Source organism: Streptomyces sp. NPDC046122 (assembly GCF_056429965.1).
Map to the genome: position 1 here is coordinate 1,018,288 of NZ_JBWKLQ010000001.1, position 22,655 is coordinate 1,040,942.

Sequence of the window (22,655 nt, forward strand, 5' to 3'; positions counted from 1 at the left end):
GGCCGCGATGCCGGGGTCAGTAGCTGGGCAGGCGGCGGGGGCCGAGGTCGTCGCGGGCGGGCGGGGGCGCGAGGCGCACAGTCGCGCCGAGGACGGACAGGCCGCGCGGGGCGACGACCACGGGTTCCAGCGCGATCCCGACCACTTCCGGGTGATCGTCGACGAGGCGTGACACGCGCAGCAGGAGCTCTTCGAGCGCCGCGGTGTCGACCGGGTCCGAGCCGCGCCAGCCGAAGAGGAGCGGTGCGGTCCGCACCGACCTGATGAGTTCGGCGGCGTCCCGGTCGGTGGCCGGAACCAGCCGGTGGGCGACGTCGCCGAGCAGCTCGGAGGCGGCTCCGGCGAGCCCGAAGGAGAGGACCGCGCCGGCGGCGGCGTCGATGGACGCCCTGACGACGGTGTCGACGCCCCGGGGCGCCATGGCCTGGACGACGAGCTGGAGCTCCTCGGACTTGCCCAGGGCGTCGGTCAACTCGTGGTAGGACCTCCGCAGTTCCGTCTCGTCGGCCAGGTCGAGGCGTACGGCGCCGAGGTCGGGGCGGTGGCGCAGGTGCGGGGCGGTGGTCTTGAGCGCGACGGGGTAACCGAGCCGGGCGGCGGCGGCCACGGCGGCGTCGGGGTGGGGCGCGGGCAGGGTCGGCCGTACGTCGATGCCGTACCGCCCGAGGAGCTCGCCGGCGGCGTCACCGGCCAGCGGCATGCCGCGCGGGTCGGCGCTCTCGTCCAGCAGCGCGCCGATCTGGGCGGCGGCCCCGGCCTCGTCGATGTCGTCGTACTCGGGCACCCGCCCGGGTTCGGCGGCGTGCCGGCGCCACTGCGCGTACTTCACCGCCTCCGCCAGCGCGCGCACGGCTCGCTCGGCGGCGGGGTAGGCGGGGATGCGGCGGGTGTCGTGGGGCGACGGGTGTGACGGCTGGGCCCCGGTGGGTTCCCCTGCCCGCTCGTTGCCGGAAGCCGTGGCGGGTCCCCCTGCCCCCGGGCGCCCTTCGTCCCCGGGCGCCGGAGGGGCCGCCTGCGGCCGGCCGGGGGTGGCGCTTCCCCGGGCCGTGGCCGGGGCACGGTCCGGGGACGAGCCGTTCGCCGCGGCGCCCCGGTCCGGGTCTGCCGCCGGGGCCGCGGGCGCGGGGCGGGCCGTACCGGCCGCCGCGGCGAGGGCGTCGGCCAGGTCTCCCATCTCCACGTGCACGACCGCCACCGGCTTCGCGGGCCCGGTCGCCGCCCCCTCGCGCAGCGCCGCCGCCAGCACCTCTCCGTCGCCGGACTCGGTCGCCCCGTTCTCGCCGACCCACGGAATCGCCGTGACCACCACCGCGTCACACGTCCCGTCCGCCAGCGCTCCGGCCAGCGCCGCGCGGAAGTCCGCCGGAGTCGCGGCCGTCGTCAGATCGAGCGGTGGAAGCGGGCGCAGGCCCTCCGCCAGGCAGGCGTCGTACGTCAGGAGGCCGAGGGACTCCGAGTTGCCGAGGATCGCGACCCTCGGCCCCGCCGGAAGCGGCTGGCCGGCCAGGAGCAGCCCCGCGTCGACGAGCTCGGTGACGGTGTCGACGCGGATGACGCCGGCCTGCCGCAGCAGGGCGGACACCGTCGCGTCGGGGATGCGCGTGGCGGGCACCGCGTGCCCCGGCGGCGTGCTTCCGCTGTGGCGCGCGCCCTTCACCACGACGACCGGTTTCTCCGCCGCCGTGCGCCGGGCCAGGCGGGTGAACTTGCGCGGGTTGCCGATCGACTCCAGGTAGAGGAGGACGACGTCGGTGTCGGGATCGTCGTACCAGTACTGGAGGAAGTCGTTGCCCGACACGTCGGCCCGGTTGCCTGACGAGATGAACGAGGACAGCCCGGCGCCGCGCCGGTACAGCCCCGACAGCAGCGCGATGCCGATCGCCCCGGACTGGGTGAAGAGGCCGATGCGTCCGCGCGCGGGCGGCTGTGGCGCGAGGGAGGCGTTGAGGCGTACGGCGTCCGACGTGTTGATGATCCCGAAGGCGTTCGGGCCGATGATGCGCATGCCGTACGAACGCGCCTGCCGTACGAGTTCACGCTGGCGCTCCCGCCCCCGGGCCCCGCTCTCGGCGTACCCGGCGGAGAGGACGACGAGGCCCTGGACGCCGCTCTCACCGCAGTCGGCGACCACCTCCGGCACCCGTTCGGCCGGTACGGCGACGACCGCGAGGTCGACGGCCTCGCCGATCCCGGCGACGGAGCGGTGCGCGGGCACGCCGTCGAGCTCGGTGAGGTCCTCGGGGAAGGCCCGGTTCACGGCGTACGTACGCCCGGTGAACCCGGCGGCGAGGAGATTGCGCAGGACCGTGCGCCCCACTCCGCCCGGCGCGCGGCCCGCGCCGACGACGGCGACCGAGCCGGGGCCGAGCAGCCGCTGCACGGAGCGGGACTCCGCGCGGTGCTCGCGGGCGCGCTGGACGGCGACGGAGCGGTCGGTCGGCTCCAGGTCGAACTCGAGGTGGACGACGCCGTCCTCGAAGCTGCGCTTCTGGGTGTAGCCCGCGTCGGTGAAGACTTTGATCATCTTGGTGTTGGCGGGCAGCACCTCCGCGACGAAGCGCCGGATGCCGCGCTCGCGCGCGACCGCGCCGACGTGCTCCAGGAGGGCGGAGGCGACCCCGCGCCCCTGGTGCGCGTCCTGGACGAGGAAGGCGACCTCGGCCAGGTCGGCGTCGGGGCCGGAGGAGGGCCGCCCCTGCGCGTTGATCCGGTCGTAGCGGACGGTGGCGATGAACTCGCCGCCGACCGTGGCGGCCAGTCCCACCCGGTCCACGTAGTCGTGGTGGGTGAAGCGGTGGACGTCCTTGGCGGAGAGGCGGGGGTACGGGGCGAAGAAGCGGTAGTACTTCGACTCGTCCGACACCTGCTCGTAGAAGCTGACCAGGCGCTGCGCGTCGTCGGCGGTGATGGGGCGGATCCGCGCCGTGCCTCCGTCACGCAGCACCACGTCGGCTTCCCAGTGGGCCGGGTACGCGTGGTGTCCGTCGTGGTCCTGCGAGGCCTGCTCCGGCGAGGGCTGCATGACGAAAGCCTACGGGTCGCGGGGCAGCGCGGGGCAAGGCAGGCTGAGGCCGCGGCGCGGGCCGGCCCGGGGCGGGGGCACGGCCGCTCCGCACGACGTGAGAGACTGGTCTAGACAACCGTTAGAACATGAAGGGCAACACCATGGTTGAGCGCCGTGTCACCGTCGGCTGGGCCGAGGGCCTGCACGCCCGGCCCGCCTCCATCTTCGTCCGCGCGGCGACCGCCTCGGGCGTCCCCGTGACGATCGCCAAGGCCGACGGCAACCCGGTCAACGCCGCCTCCATGCTCGCGGTGCTGGGCCTCGGCGCGCAGGGTGGCGAGGAGATCGTGCTGGCGTCCGAGGCCGACGGCTCCGATGCCGCTCTCGACCGCCTGGCGAAGCTGGTCTCCGAGGGCCTGGACGAGCTGCCCGAGACCGTCTGACCACTCGGACGGGCGCATTCTCACGAAGGAGCCGCGGCACCCGGAATTCGGGGACCGCGGCTTCTTTCTGTTTTGCACGCGGACGGCCACACACATCCGCACGCCGCGGTATTCCAGTGAATTCGGACAGCAGAAAAAGCCCCGCGAATTCGCCCTCTTTTTATATACGGCGCGGCTGTTAAAGGCGGCCACTCACCGTGTTTACGTCATGTTGCGAAGTCCTCACGCCTGCGCGCCCGCGTTCGCGCCCGGTGCGACGCAGCCGGTGCGAGGCCACCGCGCGTTCGGCGTGCAGGGCCGTCAGCGCGCGGGCCCGTTCCGCGTCGCCGCGCGCCACGGCGTCGACGATGGCCCCGTGCTCCGCCCACGCCTCCGCGGGACGCGCGGGCTGCTCGACGGCGTACATCCAGGCGATCTTGTGTCTGAGCTGGGTGAGCAGGGCCGTGAGGCCGGGGCTGCCCGACGCCTGGGCGAGCGTCTCGTGGAACCAGCCGCCCAGCGCCCGCAGATCCTCGCCCTCTCCCCGGCGCGCCCGCTCCTGCCCGAGTCTGACCAGGCCGCGCAGCACCTTGAGGTGGGCCTCGGTACGCCGCTGGGCGGCACGGGCCGCGCCCAGCGGTTCGAGGAGCGTGCGCACCTCCAGGAGGTCGGCGGCCTCCTGCTCGGTGGGCTCGGCCACGCAGGCGCCGGCGTGCCGGCGGGTGGTGACGAACCCTTCGGACTCCAGCGTGCGCAGCGCCTCGCGCACCGGGACGCGCGAGACGCCGTAACGGCGCGCGAGGAGCTCTTCGGTGAGCCTGGCGCCGCGCGGGAACACACCGGAAACGATGTCGTCACGGATTGCCGTGCATACCGATTGCGCGGGAATGCGCATGACCGAACCTCCGCCTTTGATCCCCGCACAACGCGGTCGACCGACGCCTTTTCGGTGACTCTATTGCAGCATTCCGCATTTTCCGACGGGCGCCGTAATTCAGGGACGGCTTTTGGACACGCGCAAGGCCCCGGCGGGGAAGCCGGGGCCTTGCGTACGAGCGGACGGACCGGACGCGTCAGACGCTCACGCCGTGGGCGCGCAGGTACGCGACCGGGTCCATGTCGGAGCCGTACTCGGGGGACGTACGGGCCTCGAAGTGCAGGTGGGGGCCCGTCGAGTTGCCGGTCGAGCCCGAGAGGCCGATCTGCTGGCCGGAGGTGACGGCTTGGCCGACGGAGACGCCGAGGGAGGAGAGGTGGCCGTACTGCGTGTACGTGCCGTCGTTCATCCGGATCACGATGTTGTTGCCGTACGCCCCGCCCCAGCCGGCCTCGACGACGGTGCCCGCACCGACGGCGACGACGGAACTGCCGGACGCGGCACGGAAGTCGACGCCGGAGTGACTGCCGGAGGACCAGAGGTTGCCGCCGGTCTTGTAGCCGGTGGTGACGACGGAGCCGGCGATCGGGAGGGTGTAGGCGTTCAGGCGCTTGCGCTCCGCCTCACGGGCGGCGCGCTCCTTGGCCGCGCGCTCCTCGCGCTCCTTCTTGGCCCGCGCCTCGGCCTCCGCCTTGGCTCTCGCCTCCGCCTTGCGCTTCGCCTCGGCCTTGCGCTCGGCCTCGGCCTTGCGCGCGGCCTCCGCCTTGACGGCGGCACGCTTCTGCTGGTCGGCCTGGGCCGCTATCTGGTCCGCGAGGGAGTCGCCGATGACGATGGCCTGGGTCAGGCCGGTGTCCTGGACGGCCTGGGCCGCGTCGCCGTCGGCGGCGAGGGCCGGAGAGGTCAGACCTCCGATGACGCCGGTGGTCGCGAGTGCGGCGACGCCGGCCATGTTCGCGCTCTTGCGCGTCAGGCGGCTCGGACGACGGTGCTTCCCGGTGGCACGGGTGAACGCCATGGAGTGGCTGGTCCTTTCCTTCCTTCTCGCCTACCGGGTTAGCTGACGGGTTCGGAGCAGGAAGGTCTCCTACGGACCCCTCCGCACCTGCGAAGGACGTCCGATTCACCCCAGGGACTGCGTGGGTCCCCGGCTCCCCAGGCTCGCGCCTGACGGGGACTCGGCGATGACTGTCCGGTGCCGCGGATGCGGCTCACTGCTGACGGACAGCCGGACAGACGCTAAACGGGTCATCTTTTAATCACCAAACAGACACGGCGTTTTGTAACGCACCCCACAGGCCAGACAGGCAACCTCCGCAACAAAACGGACATAAGAGAAGGACCCCGGCGGCCTCTCGAATACCGGGGTCCCACTTTGCCCCTCTTCAGGGCGGATCGAGCAGGCGGTTCGGGCTCAGCCGCTGACCACCTTCACCTCACCGATGCCGAGCGCCCTGACGGGCTCCTCGATCCGCGAGGCGTCACCCACGAGGACCGTGACCAGGCGGTCCTGCGGGAAGGCGCTGACGACCGCAGCGGTCGCCTCCACGGTGCCCGTCTCCGCGAGACGGGTGTACAGCTGGGCCTGGAAGTCGTCCGGCAGGTGCTGCTCGACCTGGTCCGCGAGCGTGCCCGCGACGGCCGCCGCCGTCTCGTACTTGAGCGGCGCGACCCCGACGAGGTTCTGTACGGCGACGTCCCGCTCGGCGTCGGTGAGGCCCTCGGCCGCGAGGGTGCGCAGCACCTTCCAGAGGTCTTCGAGCGCCGGGCCGGTGGACTCCGTGTCCACCGAGCCGCTGATCGCCAGCATCGAGGCGCCCGACCCGTCCGGCGCGGAGCGCAGCACCTGCCCGAAGGCGCGCACGCCGTACGTGTAGCCCTTCTCCTCGCGCAGGACGCGGTCCAGGCGGGAGGTGAGCGTGCCGCCCAGGCAGTACGTGCCGAGGACCTGCGCCGGCCACACGCGGTCGTGCCGGTCGGGGCCGATCCGGCCGATCAGCAGCTGCGTCTGGACCGCGCCGGGGCGGTCCACGACGACCACCCGGCCGGTGTCGTCGGCGACCACCGGCGGCACGGGACGCGGCTCGGAGTTGTCGCCCTTCCACGCGCCCAGGGTGTCCGCCAGGATCGCGTCCAGGTCGGTGCCCTCCAGGTCGCCGACGATCACGGCGGTGGCGGTCGCGGGGCGCACGTGCGCGGCGTAGAAGCCCTTCACGGCGGCGGCGTCGATGCGCCCCACCGTCTCCTCGGTGCCCTGGCGCGGCCGCGACATGCGCGAGGTCGCCGGGAAGAGCTCCTTGGAGAGCTGCTTGGCGGCGCGGCGGGACGGGTTGGCCGTCTCGTGCGGGATCTCGTCGAGCCGGTTGGCCACCAGGCGCTCGACCTCGCCGTCCGCGAAGGCGGGGGCGCGCAGCGCGTCGGCGAGCAGGCCGAGCGCCTTGGGCAGCCGGGAGACGGGGACCTCCAGGGAGACCCGGACGCCCGGGTGGTCGGCGAACGCGTCGAGCGTGGCTCCGCAGCGCTCCAGCTCGGCGGCGAACTCCTCGGCGGAGTGCTTGTCGGTGCCCTCCGACAGGGCACGCGCCATGATCGTCGCGACGCCGTCGAGCCCTTCCGGCTCGGCCTCCAGCGGGGCGGCGAGGAAGATCTCGACGGCCACGACCTGCTGGCCGGGGCGGTGGCAGCGCAGCACGGTCAGGCCGTTGGGCAGGCTGCCGCGCTCGGGGGCGGGGAAGGCCCACGGGGTGGGGGTGCCGGCCTGCGGCTGCGGGTGGAACTCCATGCTCACGGCTGCGGCGTCGGTCACTTGTCCGCCCCTTCCTGCGCACCGGTCGCACCGGCGGCGTCTGCGGTGTCGTCGGCCCCGGCGTCCGCCGTGTCCCCTGCGTGCGTCGGCTCGTACACCAGGACCGCGCGGTTGTCCGGGCGCAGGCGGGCCGCGGCGGCCGCCTGGACCTCCTCCGCGGTGATGTCCAGGACGCGCTGGACGGCGGTCAGCGCGAGCTGCGGGTCGCCGAACAGGACGGCGTACCGGCACAGTTCGTCGGCGCGGCCCGCGACCGTGCCCAGCCGGTCGAGCCACTCGCGCTCCAACTGGGCCTGCGCGCGCTCCATCTCCTCGGGCGTGGGGCCCTCGGCGGCGAACCGGGCCAGCTCCTCGTCGACGGCGCGCTCGATGTCGGGCACCTCGACTCCGGCGGACGTCTTGACGTCGAGCCAGCCGAGCGAGGGCGCGCCGGACAGGCGCAGCAGCCCGAAGCCGGCCGCGACGGCCGTGCGGTCGCGGCGCACCAGACGGTTGTGCAGCCGGGAGGACTCGCCGCCGCCGAGGACGGTGAGCGCCAGGTCGGCGGCGTCCGCCTCGCGGGTGCCGTCGTGCGGCAGCCGGTAGGCGGCCATCAGGGCGCGCGCCGGGACCTCCTCGTGGATCTCCTCGCGCAGCTCCTCGCCGATGATGTCGGGCAGCGATCCGTCGCGCGGCGGCTGCTTGCCGTCGTGGGACGGGATGGAGCCGAAGTACTTCTCGATCCAGGCGAGCGTCTGCTCCGGGTCGATGTCGCCGACGACCGAGATCACCGCGTTGTTGGGCGCGTAGTACGTACGGAAGAAGGCGCGCGCGTCCTCCAGGGTCGCCGCGTCCAGGTCGGCCATCGAGCCGATCGGCGTGTGGTGGTACGGGTGGCCCTCGGGGTACGAGAGCGCGGTCAGCCGCTCGAACGCGGTGCCGTACGGAACGTTGTCGTACCGCTGCCGGCGCTCGTTCTTGACGACGTCGCGCTGGTTCTCCATCGACTCCTCGTCGAGCGCGGTGAGCAGCGAGCCCATCCGGTCGGCTTCGAGCCACAGGGCCAGTTCCAGCTGGTGGGCGGGCATCGTCTCGAAGTAGTTCGTGCGCTCGAAGCTGGTCGTGCCGTTGAGCGAACCGCCCGCACCCTGCACCAGCTCGAAGTGGCCGTTGCCCTTGACCTGCGCCGAGCCCTGGAACATCAGGTGCTCGAAAAGGTGAGCAAGACCGGTACGGCCCTTGACCTCGTGGCGCGAACCGACGTCGTACCAGAGGCAGACCGCGGCGACCGGGGTCAGGTGGTCCTCGGAGAGCACCACGCGCAGACCGTTGGCCAGCCGGTGCTCGGTCGCTGTCAGGCCGCCGGAACCGGCCTGCGCTGTGGCCGTGTGACCCATGGGCATGTACGTCCCTTCGATCGCGATATGGAGAAGTCCTGCCACTGTATGCAAGCTCGCGGACACCTGGCGAAGTTCCCGGCCGGTGTACGCCCTCAGGGAACGCCCGGCGAGGCGCTACGGACGGGTCGAGGTCGGCGTTGTCAGTGCGGCGGTCCACAATGGTCGGCATCACACGCAAGAACTCGCCCCACAGAACCGCGAAGGAGCCGCAGCCGCGATGGCCCGCCGCAGCACGAAGACCCCGCCGCCGGACGATGCGTTCGAGGAGAAGATCCTCGATGTCGACGTCGTCGACGAGATGCAGGGCTCCTTCCTCGAGTACGCGTACTCGGTGATCTACTCGCGAGCCCTGCCCGACGCCCGCGACGGCATGAAGCCGGTGCACCGCCGCATCGTCTACCAGATGAACGAGATGGGGCTGCGGCCCGACCGCGGCTATGTGAAGTGCGCCCGCGTCGTCGGCGAGGTGATGGGCAAGCTGCACCCCCACGGCGACGCGTCGATCTACGACGCGCTCGTGCGGATGGCGCAGCCCTTCTCGATGCGCCTGCCGCTCGTCGACGGCCACGGCAACTTCGGCTCGCTGGGCAACGACGACCCGCCGGCCGCCATGCGGTACACGGAATGCCGGATGGCCGACGCCACGTCGCTGATGACCGAGTCGATCGACGAGGACACGGTCGACTTCAGCCCGAACTACGACGGGCAGGAGCGGGAGCCGGTCGCGCTTCCCGCCGCCTATCCGAACCTGCTGGTCAACGGCGCGTCGGGCATCGCCGTCGGCATGGCGACGAACATGCCGCCGCACAACCTGGGCGAGGTCGTCGCCGCGGCCCGGCACCTGATCAGGCACCCCGGCGCCGATCTCGAGACGCTGATGCGCTTCGTGCCCGGTCCCGACCTGCCGACCGGCGGCCGCATCGTCGGCCTCGGCGGGATCAAGGACGCGTACGAGAACGGGCGCGGCACGTTCAAGATCCGCTCGACGGCCACCGTGGAGAACGTGACGGCGCGCCGCAAGGGCCTGGTCGTCACGGAACTGCCCTTCACCGTCGGGCCGGAGAAGGTGATCGCCAAGATCAAGGACCTGGTCTCGGCGAAGAAGCTCCAGGGCATCGCGGACGTCAAGGACCTCACCGACCGTGCGCACGGGCTGCGCCTGGTCATCGAGATCAAGAACGGCTTCGTCCCGGAGGCCGTCCTGGAGCAGCTCTACAAGCTGACGCCGATGGAGGAGACCTTCGGCATCAACAACGTGGCGCTGGTCGACGGGCAGCCCCTGACGCTGGGCCTCAAGGAGCTGCTCGAGGTCTACCTCGACCACCGCTTCGAGGTCGTGCGCCGCCGCAGCGAGTTCCGCCGCACCAAGCGCCGCGACCGGCTGCACCTGGTCCTCGGCCTGCTCGTCGCGCTGCTCGACATCGACGAGGTCATCCGTCTCATCCGCTCCAGCGACAACTCGGCCCAGGCCAAGGAGCGGCTGATCGAGCGGTTCTCGCTGAGCGACATCCAGACGCAGTACATCCTGGACACGCCGCTGCGCCGGCTCACCAGGTTCGACAAGATCGAGCTGGAGGCCGAGCGCGACCGGCTGACCGCCGAGATCGACGAGCTGACCGCGATCCTGGAGTCGGACACCGAGCTGCGCAAGCTGGTCTCGGCGGAACTGGCGGCGGTGGCGAAGAAGTTCGGCACCGACCGGCGCACCGTGCTGCTGGAGTCGGGGAGTTCGCCGGTCGCCGCGGTGCCGCTGGAGGTCGCGGACGACCCGTGCCGCGTTCTCCTGTCCTCGACCGGCCTGCTGGCCCGTACGGCCAACGGCGAGCCCCTCGCCATGGACGACGCCCGGCGCACCAAGCACGACGTGATCGTCTCGGCCGTGCCCGCGACGGCGCGCGGCGACGTGGGCGCGGTGACCTCGTTCGGCCGCCTGCTGCGGCTTTCGGTGATCGACCTGCCCCAGCTCCCCGACACGGCCTCCGCGCCCAATCTGTCGGGCGGAGCACCGGTCACGGAGTTCCTGACCCTGGGGCCGGACGAGACGCTGATCTGCCTCACCACGCTCGACGAGTCCTCGCCCGGGCTGGCGCTCGGTACCGAGCAGGGCGTCGTCAAGCGGGTGGTGCCGGACTACCCCGGCAACAAGGACGAACTGGAGGTCATCTCCCTGAAGGAGGGCGACCGGATCGTCGGCGGGGCCGAGCTGCGCACCGGCGAGGAGGACCTGGTCTTCATCACGGACGACGCTCAGCTGCTGCGCTATCCGGCGGGGCAGGTCCGCCCGCAGGGCCGGGCCGCGGGCGGCATGGCGGGCATCAAGCTCGCCGACGGCGCCAAGGTCATCTCCTTCACCGCGGTCGACCCGGCGGCGGACGCCGTGGTCTTCACGGTGGCCGGTACGGCGGGGACGCTGCTCGGCGACACGGAGACGTCCGCGAAGCTGACGCCGTTCGACCAGTACCCGCGCAAGGGCCGGGCCACGGGCGGCGTGCGCTGTCAGCGGTTCCTCAAGGGCGAGGACGCGCTGCTCCTCGCCTGGGCGGGCACGGCCCCGGCACGGGCCGCGACGAAGAACGGGGCCCCGGTGGAGCTGCCGGAGCCCGACCCGCGCCGCGACGGCTCGGGCACCCCGCTGGCGACGCCGGTGGCGGCTCTGGCGGGCCCGGTCTAGCCCTCGCCCCGCACGTACCGCAGGACGCCCCACATGCTCCGCTCGCAGGCGGCGGAGAGGGCGTCCTGCGGTACGTCGAGCGCCTCCTGCGGAAGCGGACCTTCCAGCGGCGCCTCCCGCGTTTCCGCCCGCGCGCCCTCCGCCCGGCAGGCCGCGAGCTCCTTGCCGAGCGCCTCCGTGTCGGTCCCGGACCCGATGAGCACGAGCTGCGTCGTCCTCGGTTCGTCCCGCCCCCACGGCTCGGGGTAGAAGCGCAGGAACCGGCCCACCGCGTGCACGCCGTACCGGTTGCGGGGGTCGGCCGGGCCGAAGTCGACGTACCCCTTGATGCGGTAGAGCCCCTCGGGTCTCGTGTCGAGGAACTCCATCAGCCGGCGCGGGTCCATGGGCACGTCGGAGGCGAAGGAGACGCTCTCGTACGCCGCGTGGAGATGATCCTCGTGGTCGTCGTGCGCGTCCTCGTCGCCGCGCAGGTCGTCGAAGGAGAGCTGCCGCGCCTTCTCCTCGGCGTCCGGCCGCGCCGCCGGGTCGAAGAGCAGCTGCGGATCGATCCGCCCGTACGACGCCCTGACGACGGGCGTGCCCCCGCTGAGGTTCCGTACGGTGTCGAGGACGGCTCCCAGCCGCTCCTCCCCCACCCGGTCCGTCTTGTTGAGCACGACGAGGTCGGCGACGGCGAGATGGCGGTCCAGCTCGGGGTGGCGCCTGCGCGTCGCGTCGAACTCGAACGCGTCGACGACCTCGGCGAGCCCGCCGTACACGATCCGCTCGTTCTCGCCGGCGAGGATCATCCGCACCAGTTCCTGCGGCTCGGCGAGCCCGCTCGCCTCGATGACGATGACGTCCAGGCGGGCAGCCGGCCGGGTCAGCCGCTCCAGGTACTCGTCCAGCTCGTTCGCGTCGACGGCGCAGCACAGGCAGCCGTTCCCGAGCGAGACGGTGGAGTCCCCGAGCTGCCCGGCGACCGCCATGGCGTCGATCTCGATGGCCCCGAAATCGTTGACGATCGCACCGATCCTGGTGCCCCGGCTGCGGGCGAGCAGGTGGTTGAGCAAGGTGGTCTTGCCCGAACCCAGGAAGCCCGCGAGGACGATGACCGGGATCTGCTTCTTGCTCACCGAGGGCCTTTCTCACGGTGCGGCGACGGGCTGCCCAGGATAGGGGCGGCCCCGGGAGCGCCGCCGGGCGGAGCGGGGGATTTCGGAAAGCCCCGCCCGGCGCTCTACCGTTCGTAGACATGAGCGCCGCACCGACCACCTCCGGCAGACGCCTGCGTCTGGGCTGGCCCCAGCGCGTCTTCTCTCAGGTCCTCCTGATGCAGCTGGCCATCGCCACCGGCGTCACCGTGCTCGCCACCGGCCTCTTCCTGGCCCCGCTCAGCGCTCAGCTCGACCAGGAGGCGATGCGGCGGGCCCTCGCCATCGCGCAGACCACCGCCGCCCAGCCGCAGCTCGCCGACGCGGTGACCGGCTCACGGCCGGCCGCCGCGGGGCCTGCGCAGGCCGAAGCGGAGCGCGTCCGGCGCTCCACGGGCGCCGAGTACGTCGTGATCATGGACCACCGAGGCGTCCGCTGGTCCCACACCGACCCCCGCCAGATCGGCAGGATCGTCTCCACCGACCCGAGCGAGGCCCTGGCGGGCCGCGAGGTGATGGAGATCGACGAGGGTACGCTCGGCCGCTCCGCCCGCGGCAAGGTCCCGCTGCGCGACGCGGACGGCGCCATCGTCGGCGCGGTGTCGGTCGGCATCGAGTACGACAGCGTCCGCGCCCGGCTGCTCGCGGCCATCCCGGGGCTGCTGGCGTACGCGGGCGGGGCTCTGGCCGTCGGCGCGGTCGCGGCGTACCTCATCTCCCGGAGACTTCAGCGGCAGACCCACGACCTGGCCTTCTCCGACATCTCCGCGCTGCTGGCGGAACGCGAGGCGATGCTGCACGGCATCCGGGAGGGCGTGGTCGCCCTGGACGCCCGGGGCAGGATCCGGCTGATGAACGACGAGGCCCAGCGGCTGCTCGGGCTGGGGCCGGAGGCCACCGGGCGGCCGCTCGACGAGGTGCTGGGCGAGGGGCGTACGGCGGACGTGCTGGCGGGGCGGGTGACCGGCGACGACCTGCTGACCGTGCGCGGGCACCGCGTCCTCGTCACCAACCGGATGCCGACGGACGACGGCGGCGCGGTGGCGACCCTGCGCGACCGCACCGAGCTGGAGCGGCTCGGCCGCGAACTCGACTCGACGCGCGGTCTGATCGACGCCCTGCGCGCCCAGGACCACGAACACGCCAACCGGATGCACACGCTCCTGGGGCTGCTGGAGCTGGGCATGCACGAGGAGGCGGTGTGGTTCGTGACGGAGGTCGCGGGGGTGCACCGCGCCACCGCAGAGCAGATCACCGAGAAGATCCACGACCCGATGCTGGCGGCGCTGCTGGTCGGCAAGGCCACGGTCGCCGCCGAACGGGGGGTCTCCCTCCGGCTCTCCGGAGAGACGCTGCTGCCCGACCGGCTGGTGGACCCGCGCGGCCTGGTCACCGTCGTCGGCAACCTGGTGGACAACGCGCTGGACGCGTCGGCCGGCTCCCCGGACGCCGTGATCGAGGTCGGGCTGCGGGCGCGGGGGCGCACGGCGGTCCTCACGGTGACCGACAGCGGGCCCGGTGTTCCGGCGGAGCAGCGCGAGCTGATCTTCACGGAGGGGTGGTCGACCAAGGAGCTGCCGGCCCACGGCAAGCGGGGTCTGGGCCTCGCGATGGTGCGCAGGCTCGCGGAGCGGCAGGGCGGCAGCGCCCGCGCCGGCGCGGGTGCGCAGGGCGGCGCCGAGTTCACCGTCGTACTGCCGGAGGCGCTGACGGACCCGGTGACGGAGTCCGGCCCGGACGGTGTCGAGGGCGGTGGGGCGGACCGCGGCGGTGCGGGACCGGTAGCCCCGGTGGGCGCGGGGCCGGACGCGGCGGGAGAGGCGAGATGATCGACGTACTCGTGGTGGACGACGACGTGCGCGTCGCGGAGATCAACGCCGCGTACGTGGCCAAGGTCGAGGGCTTCCGGGTCGTCGGCCGCGCGCACTCCGCCGCCGAGGCGCTGGCCCAGCTGCGCGCGCACCACGTCGACCTGGTGCTCCTGGACCACTACCTGCCGGACGGGAACGGGCTGGCGCTCGTCCAGGAGCTGCGGGCGCTCGGCCTCCAGACCGACGTGATCATGGTGACGGCGGCGCGCGACATCGGGACCGTGCAGGCCGCGATGCGCCAGGGAGCCCTCCAGTACCTCGTGAAACCCTTCAACTTCGCGGGGCTGCGCACGAAGCTCGACGCGTACGCCGCGCTGCGCCGGACCCTCGACGGGGGCGGCGAGGCGGAACAGGCCGAGGTGGACCGCATCTTCGGCGCCCTCTCCGTGCCCGGCTCGCCCGACCTGCCGAAGGGGCATTCACCGACCACCGCCGAGCTGGTCCGGCAGGTGCTGCTGGCCGCGGGAGGGCCGCTGTCCGCCCAGGAGATCGCGGAACGCGCGGGCATCAGCCGGCAGACCGCGCACCGCTACCTGAAGCTGCTGGAGCGGTCGGGGCGGGTACGCCTGAGCCTCAAGTACGGCGAGACGGGCCGCCCGGAGCACCGCTACGCATGGACGGCGAGCGGCGGCTGAGACGGCCCGCGCGGCCCAGCGGGCTCCAGAGGCGCGCGGCCGCGAGCGGGGGCTGTTGGACCACGCCCTCCCGCGCCGGTCAGACCGCGCCCGCGCCGGTGAGGGAGCGCACCTCCGTTTCGGCGTGCCCGGCCTCGTCCGGCGGTTCGGGCGACAGCACCGTACCGGCCCAGCCGGCGAGGAAGCCCAGCGGGATGGAGACCAGGCCCGGATTCTGCAGGGGGAAGAGCTGGAAGTCGACGCCGGGGAACAGCGCTTCGGGGCTGCCCGAGACGACGGGCGAGAGCAGGACGAGCAGGACGGCCGGGACCAGGCCGCCGTACACCGACCAGACCGCGCCGCGCGTGGTGAAGTTCCGCCAGAACAGCGAGTACAGCAGCACCGGGAGATTGGCGGAGGCGGCGACCGCGAACGCCAGGCCGACGAGGAACGCGACGTTCAGGTCGCGGGCGAGCAGGCCCAGGGCGATGGCCGCCGCCCCGATCCCGGCCGCAGCGAGGCGGGCCACCGCGACCTCGCTGTACTGCTTGGCGTGGCGCCGCCTGAGCGAGGCGTACAGGTCGTGGGCGACGGAGGCGGAGGACGCCAGGGTGATGCCGGCGACGACCGCGAGGATGGTGGCGAACGCCACGGCCGCGACGATGGCGAAGAGAACCGTTCCTCCCGTGGAACCCGCGCCGCCGCCCAGGTCGAGCGCGAGCAGCGGAACCGCCGTGTTGCCCGCCGCGTTGGACGCGCGCACCTCGTCGGTGCCGACCACCGCCGCCGCGCCGAAGCCGAGCACGATCGTCATCAGGTAGAAACTGCCGATGAGGCCGATCGACCAGACGACCGAGCGGCGGGCGGCGCGGGCGGTCGGCACGGTGTAGAAGCGGGTGAGGATGTGCGGCAGACCGGCCGTGCCGAGGACGAGCGCGAGCCCGAGGCTGATGAAGTCGAAGCGCGCGGTCCAGTCCCCGCCGTACCGCAGGCCGGGCGACAGGAAGTCCTTCCCGTGGCCGCTGCGCTCGGCGGCGGAGAGCAGCAACTGGTTGAAGTCGCCGTGGAAGCGCACCAGTACGAGCACGGTGAGCGCCACCGTACCCGCCATCAGCAGCACTGCCTTGACGATCTGGATCCAGGTGGTGGCCCGCATCCCTCCCAGCGACACGTAGATCACCATCAGCGCGCCCACGCCGATGACCGTCCAGGTGCGCGCCGCCTCGCTGCTCCCGCCCAGCAGCAGCGCGACCAGGCTGCCCGCGCCCACCATCTGCGCCACCAGGTAGAGAACGGACACGGTGACCGAGGAAGTTCCCGCCGCGATGCGCACGGGCCGCTCCCGCATCCGCGCGGCGACGACGTCGGCGAGGGTGAACCGTCCGCAGTTGCGGACGAGTTCGGCGACGAGCAGCAGGACGACGAGCCAGGCGACGAGGAAGCCGACGGAGTAGAGCATGCCGTCGTAGCCGAAGAGAGCGATCAGGCCGGAGATTCCGAGGAAGGAGGCCGCGGACATGTAGTCGCCCGCGATGGCGAAACCGTTCTCCATCGGTGAGAACAGCCGTCCTCCCGCGTAGAACTCCTCCGCGGAACCACGCCGGTTGCGGCTCACCCACGTCGTGATGGCCAGCGTCGCCGCGACGAACGCGCAGAACAACAGCAGCGCGAGTGTCTGGTGGTCACGGGTCACCGGCCGGCCCCCTTGATCCCCCGGGTCAGTTCCTGCGTGTCCCAGCGCAGATCGAGCGCCGCCCGGTCCCTGCGCAACCGGGCGTGACGCGCGTACGCCCAGGTCAGCAGGAAGGTGGTGAGGAACTGCCCGAGCCCGGCGACCATCGCCACGTTCACCGCGCCCGCGACGGGGCGGGCCATCAGGTCGTGGGCGGTGGTGGCCGCGACGACGTAGACGACGTACCAGGTGAAGAAGGCGAGGGTGGCGGGGACGACGAACCGCCGGTAGCGGCCGCGTACTTCCTGGAAGGCGGCGCTGCGCTGGACCTCCAGGTAGATCTCCGCGGCACTGGGGCCGGGGCCGGGACCGGGGCCCGCGGGCGGCGGGACCGGCGCGGGTGCGCCCGTACCGTCGAGCTCGCCCCAGCCGGAGGCGAGCGCGTCGTACCAGGGATCGTCGAACCGCACGGCGGCGGCCTCACGCCCTTCCTGCTTCTCCACCGGTCAACTCTCCTTCTCCGCGAACGCGTCGTCCGCGTGCCCAAGGATGGACAGATCAGGAAGATCCCGGACTCTTCATCCGCGCACTTCACCCCTTCAGGTGAAGGCGAAGTGACGGTGGAGGCGAAAAAACTCCGCGCGGTCCACCCGTGGGGGTGAACCGCGCGGAGCGTGGAGCGGTGCTGTGCGGCGGTCGGGCTCAGGCGTCGATGCGGGAGCGGTCCAGGGTGGCCGCCGAACTGGTGATGAACTCCTTGCGGGGCGCGACCTCGTTGCCCATCAGGAGGTCGAAGACCTGCTCGGAGGACTCCAGGTCACCGATGTTGATACGGCGCAGCGTGCGGTGGCGGGGGTCCATCGTCGTCTCCGCCAGCTGATCGGCGTCCATCTCGCCGAGGCCCTTGTAGCGCTGGATGGAGTCCTTGTAGCGCACGTTCTTGCGCTGGTACTCCAGCAGCGTCTGCCGCAGTTCGTTGTCCGAGTACGTGTAGACGTACTTGTCCTGGCCCTTCTTGGGCTGGATCAGCTCGATCCGGTGCAGCGGCGGCACGGCGGCGAAGACGCGTCCCGCCTCCACCATCGGCCGCATGTAGCGCTGGAAGAGCGTCAGCAGCAGGCAGCGGATGTGCGCGCCGTCGACGTCGGCGTCGACGAGGAGCACGATCTTGCCGTAGCGCGCCGCGTCGAGGTCGAAGGTCCGCCCGGATCCCGCTCCTATGACCTGGATGATGGCGCCGCACTCGGCGTTCTTGAGCATGTCCGAGACGGACGACTTCTGCACGTTGAGGATCTTGCCGCGAATGGGCAGCAGCGCCTGGAACTCGGAGTTCCGGGCGAGCTTCGCCGTACCCAGCGCGGAGTCTCCCTCGACGATGAAGAGCTCGCTGCGCTCCACGTCGTCGCTGCGGCAGTCGGCGAGCTTCGCCGGCAGCGAGGAGGACTCCAGCGCGGTCTTGCGGCGCTGCGCCTCCTTGTGCTGGCGGGCCGCGATACGCGTCCGGGCGGCGGCGACGACCTTCTCCATCACCGAGCGCGCCTGCTGCTTCGCGTCGCGCTTGGTGGAGGTCAGGAAGGTCTTCAGCTCCTTGGCGACGACGTTGCCGACGATCCGCGCGGCCGCCGACGTGCCGAGCACCTCCTTCGTCTGGCCCTCGAACTGCGGCTCCGCCAGCCGCACCGTGACCACCGCCGTGAGGCCCTCCATCGCGTCGTCCTTGACGACGTCGTCCTCGGCGACACGCAGCAGCTTGGCCGAGCGCAGGGCCTCGTTGACGGTCCTGGTGAGGGAGCGCTCGAAACCGGAGATGTGGGTGCCGCCCTTGGGGGTGGCGATGATGTTGACGAAGGACCTGACGGTGGTGTCGTACCCGGTGCCCCAGCGCAGCGCGATGTCCACGCCCAGCTCACGGGTGACCTCGGTGGCCGTCATGTGACCGCGGTCGTCGAGGACCGGCACGGTCTCCTTGAAGGTGCCCTGTCCGCTCAGCCGCAGGACGTCGCAGATGGCCTTGTCCTGCGCGAGGTACTCGCAGAACTCACTGATGCCGCCGTCGAAGCGGAAGACCTCCTCGGTCTTGCCCTCACCGTCCGTGGCGCGCTCGTCACGGACGATGATGGTCAGACCGGGCACCAGGAAGGCCGTCTGGCGAGCGCGCTGGTACAGCGTCTCCAGGCTGAGCTTGGCGTCCTTGAGGAAGATCTGGTGGTCGGCCCAGTAACGCACGCGCGTGCCGGTGCGCGTCTTGGGCACCCGCTTGCCCTTGCGCAGCCCGTTGGCCGGGTCGAAGGGGGCGTCGGGGCCGGACTCGGTGAACATGCCGGGCACGCCGCGCCGGAAGCTGATGGCGTGCGTCGCGCTGTTGCGGTCGACCTCGACGTCGAGGCGGGCGGAGAGGGCGTTCACGACGGACGCGCCGACGCCGTGCAGGCCGCCGGAGGCCGCGTACGAGCCGCCGCCGAACTTTCCGCCGGCGTGCAGCTTGGTCATCACGACCTCGACGCCGGACAGACCCGTCTTGGGCTCCACGTCGACCGGGATGCCGCGGCCGTTGTCCCGGACCTCGACGGAGCCGTCCTCGTGGAGGACCACCTCGATGTGGTCGCAGTACCCGCCGAGGGCCTCGTCGACGGAGTTGTCGATGATCTCCCACAGGCAGTGCATGAGGCCACGGCTGTCCGTGGACCCGATGTACATGCCGGGTCGCTTGCGGACGGCCTCCAGCCCCTCGAGTACGAGAAGGTGCCGCGCGGTGTAGTTGGAACCGTCACGGTCTGCACCGGTCAGAAGCGCAGTGGACGGCACGGACGTTTCGGCGGTCACGCGGTTCGCTCCTCGCTGAATTTCAAATGTGTCCCGATGGGGTACGGGCCCGGCGTGGGTCGCCGGTCAGAGGGTACCGAGGCCTGGTAGAGCCGATGTAACGCCACCCTGGGGAAAACTCATGCTAGTCCAGAGTCGCATGCACGTTCGATCCCTCGATCGAGTGACGTGGACATCACGTTCCCTTCGAGGCATGAACCATTTAGGCTCCGGGCACGTCCTCATGAACAACCCGGCAAGCCAGCCGGGAGGGCAGACCCCATTAATCGACGCGAAACCGTAGAGCGACGCAATACGGCTCCTTCGCCGCTAACCGGCAACAGACAGCCACCTCGGAAGAATTTTCAAGGAAAAGCCACGAGCGGGAACGTTTTCGGCCTGGTTGGATGTTGACCCTGGTACGACAGCTCGTCGAGCTAGAGAAGAGGCGACGTGACTACTGTTCTGACCCCCGCGAGCCCCCTGACGGCCGCTGACCGATGCGACCGATGCGGCGCCCAGGCCTACCTGCGCGTCGTCCTGGCCAGCGGCGGCGAACTGCTCTTCTGCGCCCACCACGGTCGCAAGTTCGAGCCGGAACTCAAGAAGATCGCCGCTGAAATACAGGACGAGACCGACCGGCTGACCCCCGTGCCGCCGTCCCCGGAAGACGAGGAACGCTGAGAACGCAGGCACCTCGCCACCACGACGAGCCGAGGGCCGGTCCCCGGACCGGCCGACGGGCGGCCTCCCCTGAGTGATCAGGGAAGGCCGCCCGTACTTGTACGCTGCAAGCGTAATCAGTCCCTTGCCGCCCAGGTTTCAGGGGCAGCCGACAGGCGCGCGTACACCCCGGGGCTCTCCGCCCGGCCGCAGCCGCTCCCCCAGGAGACGAGCCCGATCAGCCGGCCGTCGGCCACCAGCGGCCCGCCGCTGTCCCCCTGGCAGGCGTCGTGCCCCCCGTTCTCGTCTCCGGCGCACAGCATGGTGTCCGGGCGGTACGTCCCCTCCGCGCGGCCGGGATAGGCCCGCTCGCAGGCGCTGTCGTCCATCACCTTGACCGGAGCCGCCCGCAGCTCGTCGGCGTACGCCCCACTGCCCGATGTGTCCCCCCAGCCGTAGACCATGGCGCGCGTGCCGGCCGTGTACGCCGCGCTGCCCCGCCCTGCGGCCCTGATGACGTCCGAGGCGGGCAGCGGGTCCAGGAGCGTGAGCAGGGCGAAGTCGCCCGCGTTCGTCTTGGCGTCGTACGCCGGGTTCAGCTGGACGCCGCTCACCGCGATCTCCCGGCCGCCCGTGCCCTTGAGCGTGGTACGGCCCGCGATCACCCGCAGATCCCGCACCTGGCCGAGCGGTACGCCCAGGACGTCCGCGCTCACGCAGTGTGCCGCCGTCAGTACTTGGGCGGGCGCCACCACCACTCCCCCGCAGAATTGCCCCGCTCGCGTACCTCCGAACCGGTCACGGCTGGACAGGGCCACCACCCAGGGCGACTGCGAGATCTGTACCGGCTGGCCCCCGATCACCACACCGTCCGGGGCGGCGGCGCCTCCCGATGCCTGTGGCGCCGCGACGGCCATGGCCGTCAGGGCCAGCGCCCCTGTCAGTGATCCGGCGAAAGAGCGACGCATACGGCCTCCTGGCTCGGTGGAGCTATGGCACCACCAGCCTCGGCCGGACGCCTGCGCGCCGCACCCGCGAAAAGCCGGGGCCCGGGGCCCCGTGCGAGGGACCCCGGGCCCCGGCCCGAGCGGTGCACGACCAGGTATGCCCCGATCGGGAAACGGTCTAGTCGAGGTAGTCGCGCAGCACCTGGGAGCGCGACGGGTGACGCAGCTTGGACATCGTCTTCGACTCGATCTGACGGATGCGCTCACGCGTCACGCCGTAGACCTTGCCGATCTCGTCCAGCGTCTTCGGCTGGCCGTCGGTGAGCCCGAACCGCATGGACACGACACCGGCCTCGCGCTCGGAGAGGGTGTCGAGGACCGAGTGCAGCTGCTCCTGGAGCAGGGTGAAGGAGACGGCGTCGGCCGGGACGACCGCCTCGGAGTCCTCGATGAGGTCGCCGAACTCGCTGTCGCCGTCCTCGCCGAGCGGGGTGTGCAGGGAGATGGGCTCGCGGCCGTACTTCTGGACCTCGATGACCTTCTCGGGGGTCATGTCGAGTTCCTTGGCCAGCTCCTCCGGGGTGGGCTCGCGGCCCAGGTCCTGGAGCATCTGGCGCTGGACGCGGGCCAGCTTGTTGATGACCTCGACCATGTGCACCGGGATACGGATGGTGCGGGCCTGGTCGGCCATCGCGCGGGTGATCGCCTGACGGATCCACCAGGTGGCGTACGTCGAGAACTTGTAGCCCTTGGTGTAGTCGAACTTCTCGACCGCGCGGATCAGACCCAGGTTGCCCTCCTGGATCAGGTCCAGGAAGAGCATGCCGCGGCCGGTGTAGCGCTTGGCCAGCGAGACGACCAGGCGGAGGTTGGCCTCCAGCAGGTGGTTCTTGGCGCGGCGGCCGTCCTCGGCGATGATCTCCAGCTCGCGCTTGAGCTTCGGCGCGAGCTTGTCGCTGTTGGCCAGCTTGTCCTCGGCGAAGAGGCCGGCCTCGATGCGCTTGGCGAGCTCCACCTCCTGCTCGGCGTTGAGGAGGGGGACCTTGCCGATCTGCTTGAGGTAGTCCTTGACCGGGTCTGCGGTGGCGCCGGCGACGGCGACCTGCTGCGCGGGCGCGTCGTCCTCGTCCTCGTCGGAGAGAACGAACCCCTTCTCCCCGCCCTCTTCCTCCTCGTCGGCTCCCGCCTTGAGCGGGGTCTCCTCGGCGGAGTCCTCGCCGTCGGCCTCGCCGGCGTCCTTCTTGGCGGAGGTCTTCTTGGCGGCCGTCTTCTTGGCCGCGGTCTTCTTCGCGACGGTCTTCTTGGCAGCCGTCTTCTTCGCGGCGGCCTTCTTCACCGGCTCCGGCGCGGCATCGTCGTCGTCGGCCACGGCGTCCACGGTCTCCGCCGCCGGAGCGGAGGCCGCCGCGACGGTCTGGGCGGGGGCCGGCTGGGCCGAGGCGGCCGCGACGGACTTGGTCGCGGTGCGCTTGGCCGGGCTCTTCGCCGCGACGCTCTTGCGGGGGCGCTTGGGCGACTCCGCGGCGGTGACCATCAGCGTCACACCCTCTTCCTCGAGGATCTGGTTCAGGCTGCGCAGAACGTTCTTCCACTGGGCCGCCGGAATCTGGTCGGCCAAGAATGCCTGGCGCACGTCATCGCCCGCGATCTGCCCATCAGCCTTCCCCCGCTCGATGAGCGCCATCACAGACTCGGACTCGGCGATCTCCGGCGGGAGCGTACGGGATGTGCTGGCCGACACGAACAACCTCTCGGAACGATGGGAACGGCTTCCGGCCGCCTCGCCCTGAG

General features: G+C 71.8%; 16 protein-coding genes and 1 riboswitch. Of the genes, 5 read left to right on the top strand and 11 right to left on the bottom strand.

The window, feature by feature from the left end; genetic code table 11:
* Positions 1 to 16 precede the first annotated feature (16 nt).
* Entirely contained in the window at positions 17 to 3,022 is a 3,006-nt protein-coding gene (locus tag AC07FK_RS04395; RefSeq protein WP_479102385.1) for a bifunctional acetate--CoA ligase family protein/GNAT family N-acetyltransferase, read from the bottom strand.
* Positions 3,023 to 3,165: 143 nt separating this feature from the next.
* On the opposite strand from AC07FK_RS04395, the gene AC07FK_RS04400 reads away from it, so the two are divergent.
* Positions 3,166 to 3,447 carry an HPr family phosphocarrier protein gene (locus tag AC07FK_RS04400; protein ID WP_069930388.1) on the top strand — a complete coding sequence of 94 codons (282 nt, stop codon included), beginning with the start codon at positions 3,166 to 3,168 and terminating at the stop codon, positions 3,445 to 3,447.
* A 178-nt stretch (positions 3,448 to 3,625) separates the two neighbouring features.
* On the opposite strand, the gene AC07FK_RS04405 is transcribed toward AC07FK_RS04400, so the two are convergent.
* The 4 genes from AC07FK_RS04405 to AC07FK_RS04420 all read right to left on the bottom strand — a co-directional run bounded on the left by AC07FK_RS04405 (position 3,626) and on the right by AC07FK_RS04420 (position 8,491).
* Positions 3,626 to 4,321 (bottom strand): GntR family transcriptional regulator, encoded by a 696-nt coding sequence (locus tag AC07FK_RS04405; RefSeq protein WP_479102387.1) that lies wholly within the window; start codon positions 4,319 to 4,321, stop codon positions 3,626 to 3,628.
* Between the two features lie 178 nt (positions 4,322 to 4,499).
* The gene (locus AC07FK_RS04410) at positions 4,500 to 5,321 is read right to left on the bottom strand and encodes a M23 family metallopeptidase (protein ID WP_479102388.1); all 822 of its coding nucleotides are present in this window, start codon (positions 5,319 to 5,321) and stop codon (positions 4,500 to 4,502) included.
* Positions 5,322 to 5,334: 13 nt separating this feature from the next.
* Positions 5,335 to 5,497, bottom strand: a riboswitch (cyclic di-AMP (ydaO/yuaA leader).
* Between the two features lie 220 nt (positions 5,498 to 5,717).
* A complete protein-coding gene (locus AC07FK_RS04415; RefSeq protein ID WP_479102591.1) occupies positions 5,718 to 7,085 on the bottom strand; it encodes a M16 family metallopeptidase in 1,368 nt (455 codons plus the stop codon).
* A 20-nt stretch (positions 7,086 to 7,105) separates the two neighbouring features.
* Positions 7,106 to 8,491, bottom strand: coding sequence for a M16 family metallopeptidase (locus AC07FK_RS04420; protein ID WP_479102592.1), 1,386 nt, complete (start codon positions 8,489 to 8,491; stop codon positions 7,106 to 7,108).
* Positions 8,492 to 8,705: 214 nt separating this feature from the next.
* Between AC07FK_RS04420 and AC07FK_RS04425 the strand changes: the two genes are divergently transcribed.
* The gene (locus AC07FK_RS04425; protein WP_479102390.1) at positions 8,706 to 11,159 is read left to right on the top strand and encodes a DNA gyrase/topoisomerase IV subunit A; all 2,454 of its coding nucleotides are present in this window, start codon (positions 8,706 to 8,708) and stop codon (positions 11,157 to 11,159) included.
* Here the strand turns inward: AC07FK_RS04425 and AC07FK_RS04430 are convergent.
* Positions 11,156 to 12,277 carry a CobW family GTP-binding protein gene (locus tag AC07FK_RS04430; RefSeq protein ID WP_479102392.1) on the bottom strand — a complete coding sequence of 374 codons (1,122 nt, stop codon included), beginning with the start codon at positions 12,275 to 12,277 and terminating at the stop codon, positions 11,156 to 11,158. The genes AC07FK_RS04425 and AC07FK_RS04430 overlap by 4 nt on opposite strands.
* Before the next feature lie 119 nt (positions 12,278 to 12,396).
* On the opposite strand from AC07FK_RS04430, the gene AC07FK_RS04435 reads away from it, so the two are divergent.
* Both AC07FK_RS04435 and AC07FK_RS04440 read left to right on the top strand, forming a co-directional pair.
* The gene (locus AC07FK_RS04435) at positions 12,397 to 14,124 is read left to right on the top strand and encodes a sensor histidine kinase (RefSeq protein ID WP_479102393.1); all 1,728 of its coding nucleotides are present in this window, start codon (positions 12,397 to 12,399) and stop codon (positions 14,122 to 14,124) included.
* Positions 14,121 to 14,801, top strand: a complete 681-nt coding sequence (locus tag AC07FK_RS04440) for a response regulator (protein ID WP_479102395.1) — start codon at positions 14,121 to 14,123, stop codon at positions 14,799 to 14,801. The genes AC07FK_RS04435 and AC07FK_RS04440 overlap by 4 nt, the downstream gene beginning before the upstream one ends.
* Positions 14,802 to 14,880: 79 nt before the next feature.
* Here AC07FK_RS04440 and AC07FK_RS04445 read toward each other — a convergent pair whose 3' ends face one another.
* The 3 genes from AC07FK_RS04445 to AC07FK_RS04455 all read right to left on the bottom strand — a co-directional run bounded on the left by AC07FK_RS04445 (position 14,881) and on the right by AC07FK_RS04455 (position 19,275).
* Positions 14,881 to 16,473, bottom strand: a complete 1,593-nt coding sequence (locus AC07FK_RS04445) for a solute symporter family protein (protein ID WP_479102397.1) — start codon at positions 16,471 to 16,473, stop codon at positions 14,881 to 14,883.
* Positions 16,470 to 16,955, bottom strand: a complete 486-nt coding sequence (locus tag AC07FK_RS04450) for a DUF485 domain-containing protein (RefSeq protein WP_479102398.1) — start codon at positions 16,953 to 16,955, stop codon at positions 16,470 to 16,472. The genes AC07FK_RS04445 and AC07FK_RS04450 overlap by 4 nt, the downstream gene beginning before the upstream one ends.
* Positions 16,956 to 17,154: 199 nt before the next feature.
* Complete coding sequence (locus AC07FK_RS04455) at positions 17,155 to 19,275, bottom strand: DNA gyrase/topoisomerase IV subunit B (RefSeq protein ID WP_479102400.1); 2,121 nt, start codon at positions 19,273 to 19,275, stop codon at positions 17,155 to 17,157.
* Between the two features lie 432 nt (positions 19,276 to 19,707).
* On the opposite strand from AC07FK_RS04455, the gene AC07FK_RS04460 reads away from it, so the two are divergent.
* Positions 19,708 to 19,938 carry a DUF7455 domain-containing protein gene (locus AC07FK_RS04460; protein WP_028814168.1) on the top strand — a complete coding sequence of 77 codons (231 nt, stop codon included), beginning with the start codon at positions 19,708 to 19,710 and terminating at the stop codon, positions 19,936 to 19,938.
* A 116-nt stretch (positions 19,939 to 20,054) separates the two neighbouring features.
* On the opposite strand, the gene AC07FK_RS04465 is transcribed toward AC07FK_RS04460, so the two are convergent.
* Positions 20,055 to 20,885 (bottom strand): serine protease, encoded by an 831-nt coding sequence (locus tag AC07FK_RS04465; protein ID WP_479102402.1) that lies wholly within the window; start codon positions 20,883 to 20,885, stop codon positions 20,055 to 20,057.
* Between the two features lie 157 nt (positions 20,886 to 21,042).
* Positions 21,043 to 22,605 carry an RNA polymerase sigma factor gene (locus AC07FK_RS04470; protein WP_479102404.1) on the bottom strand — a complete coding sequence of 521 codons (1,563 nt, stop codon included), beginning with the start codon at positions 22,603 to 22,605 and terminating at the stop codon, positions 21,043 to 21,045.
* Between the last annotated feature and the right edge of the window lie 50 nt (positions 22,606 to 22,655).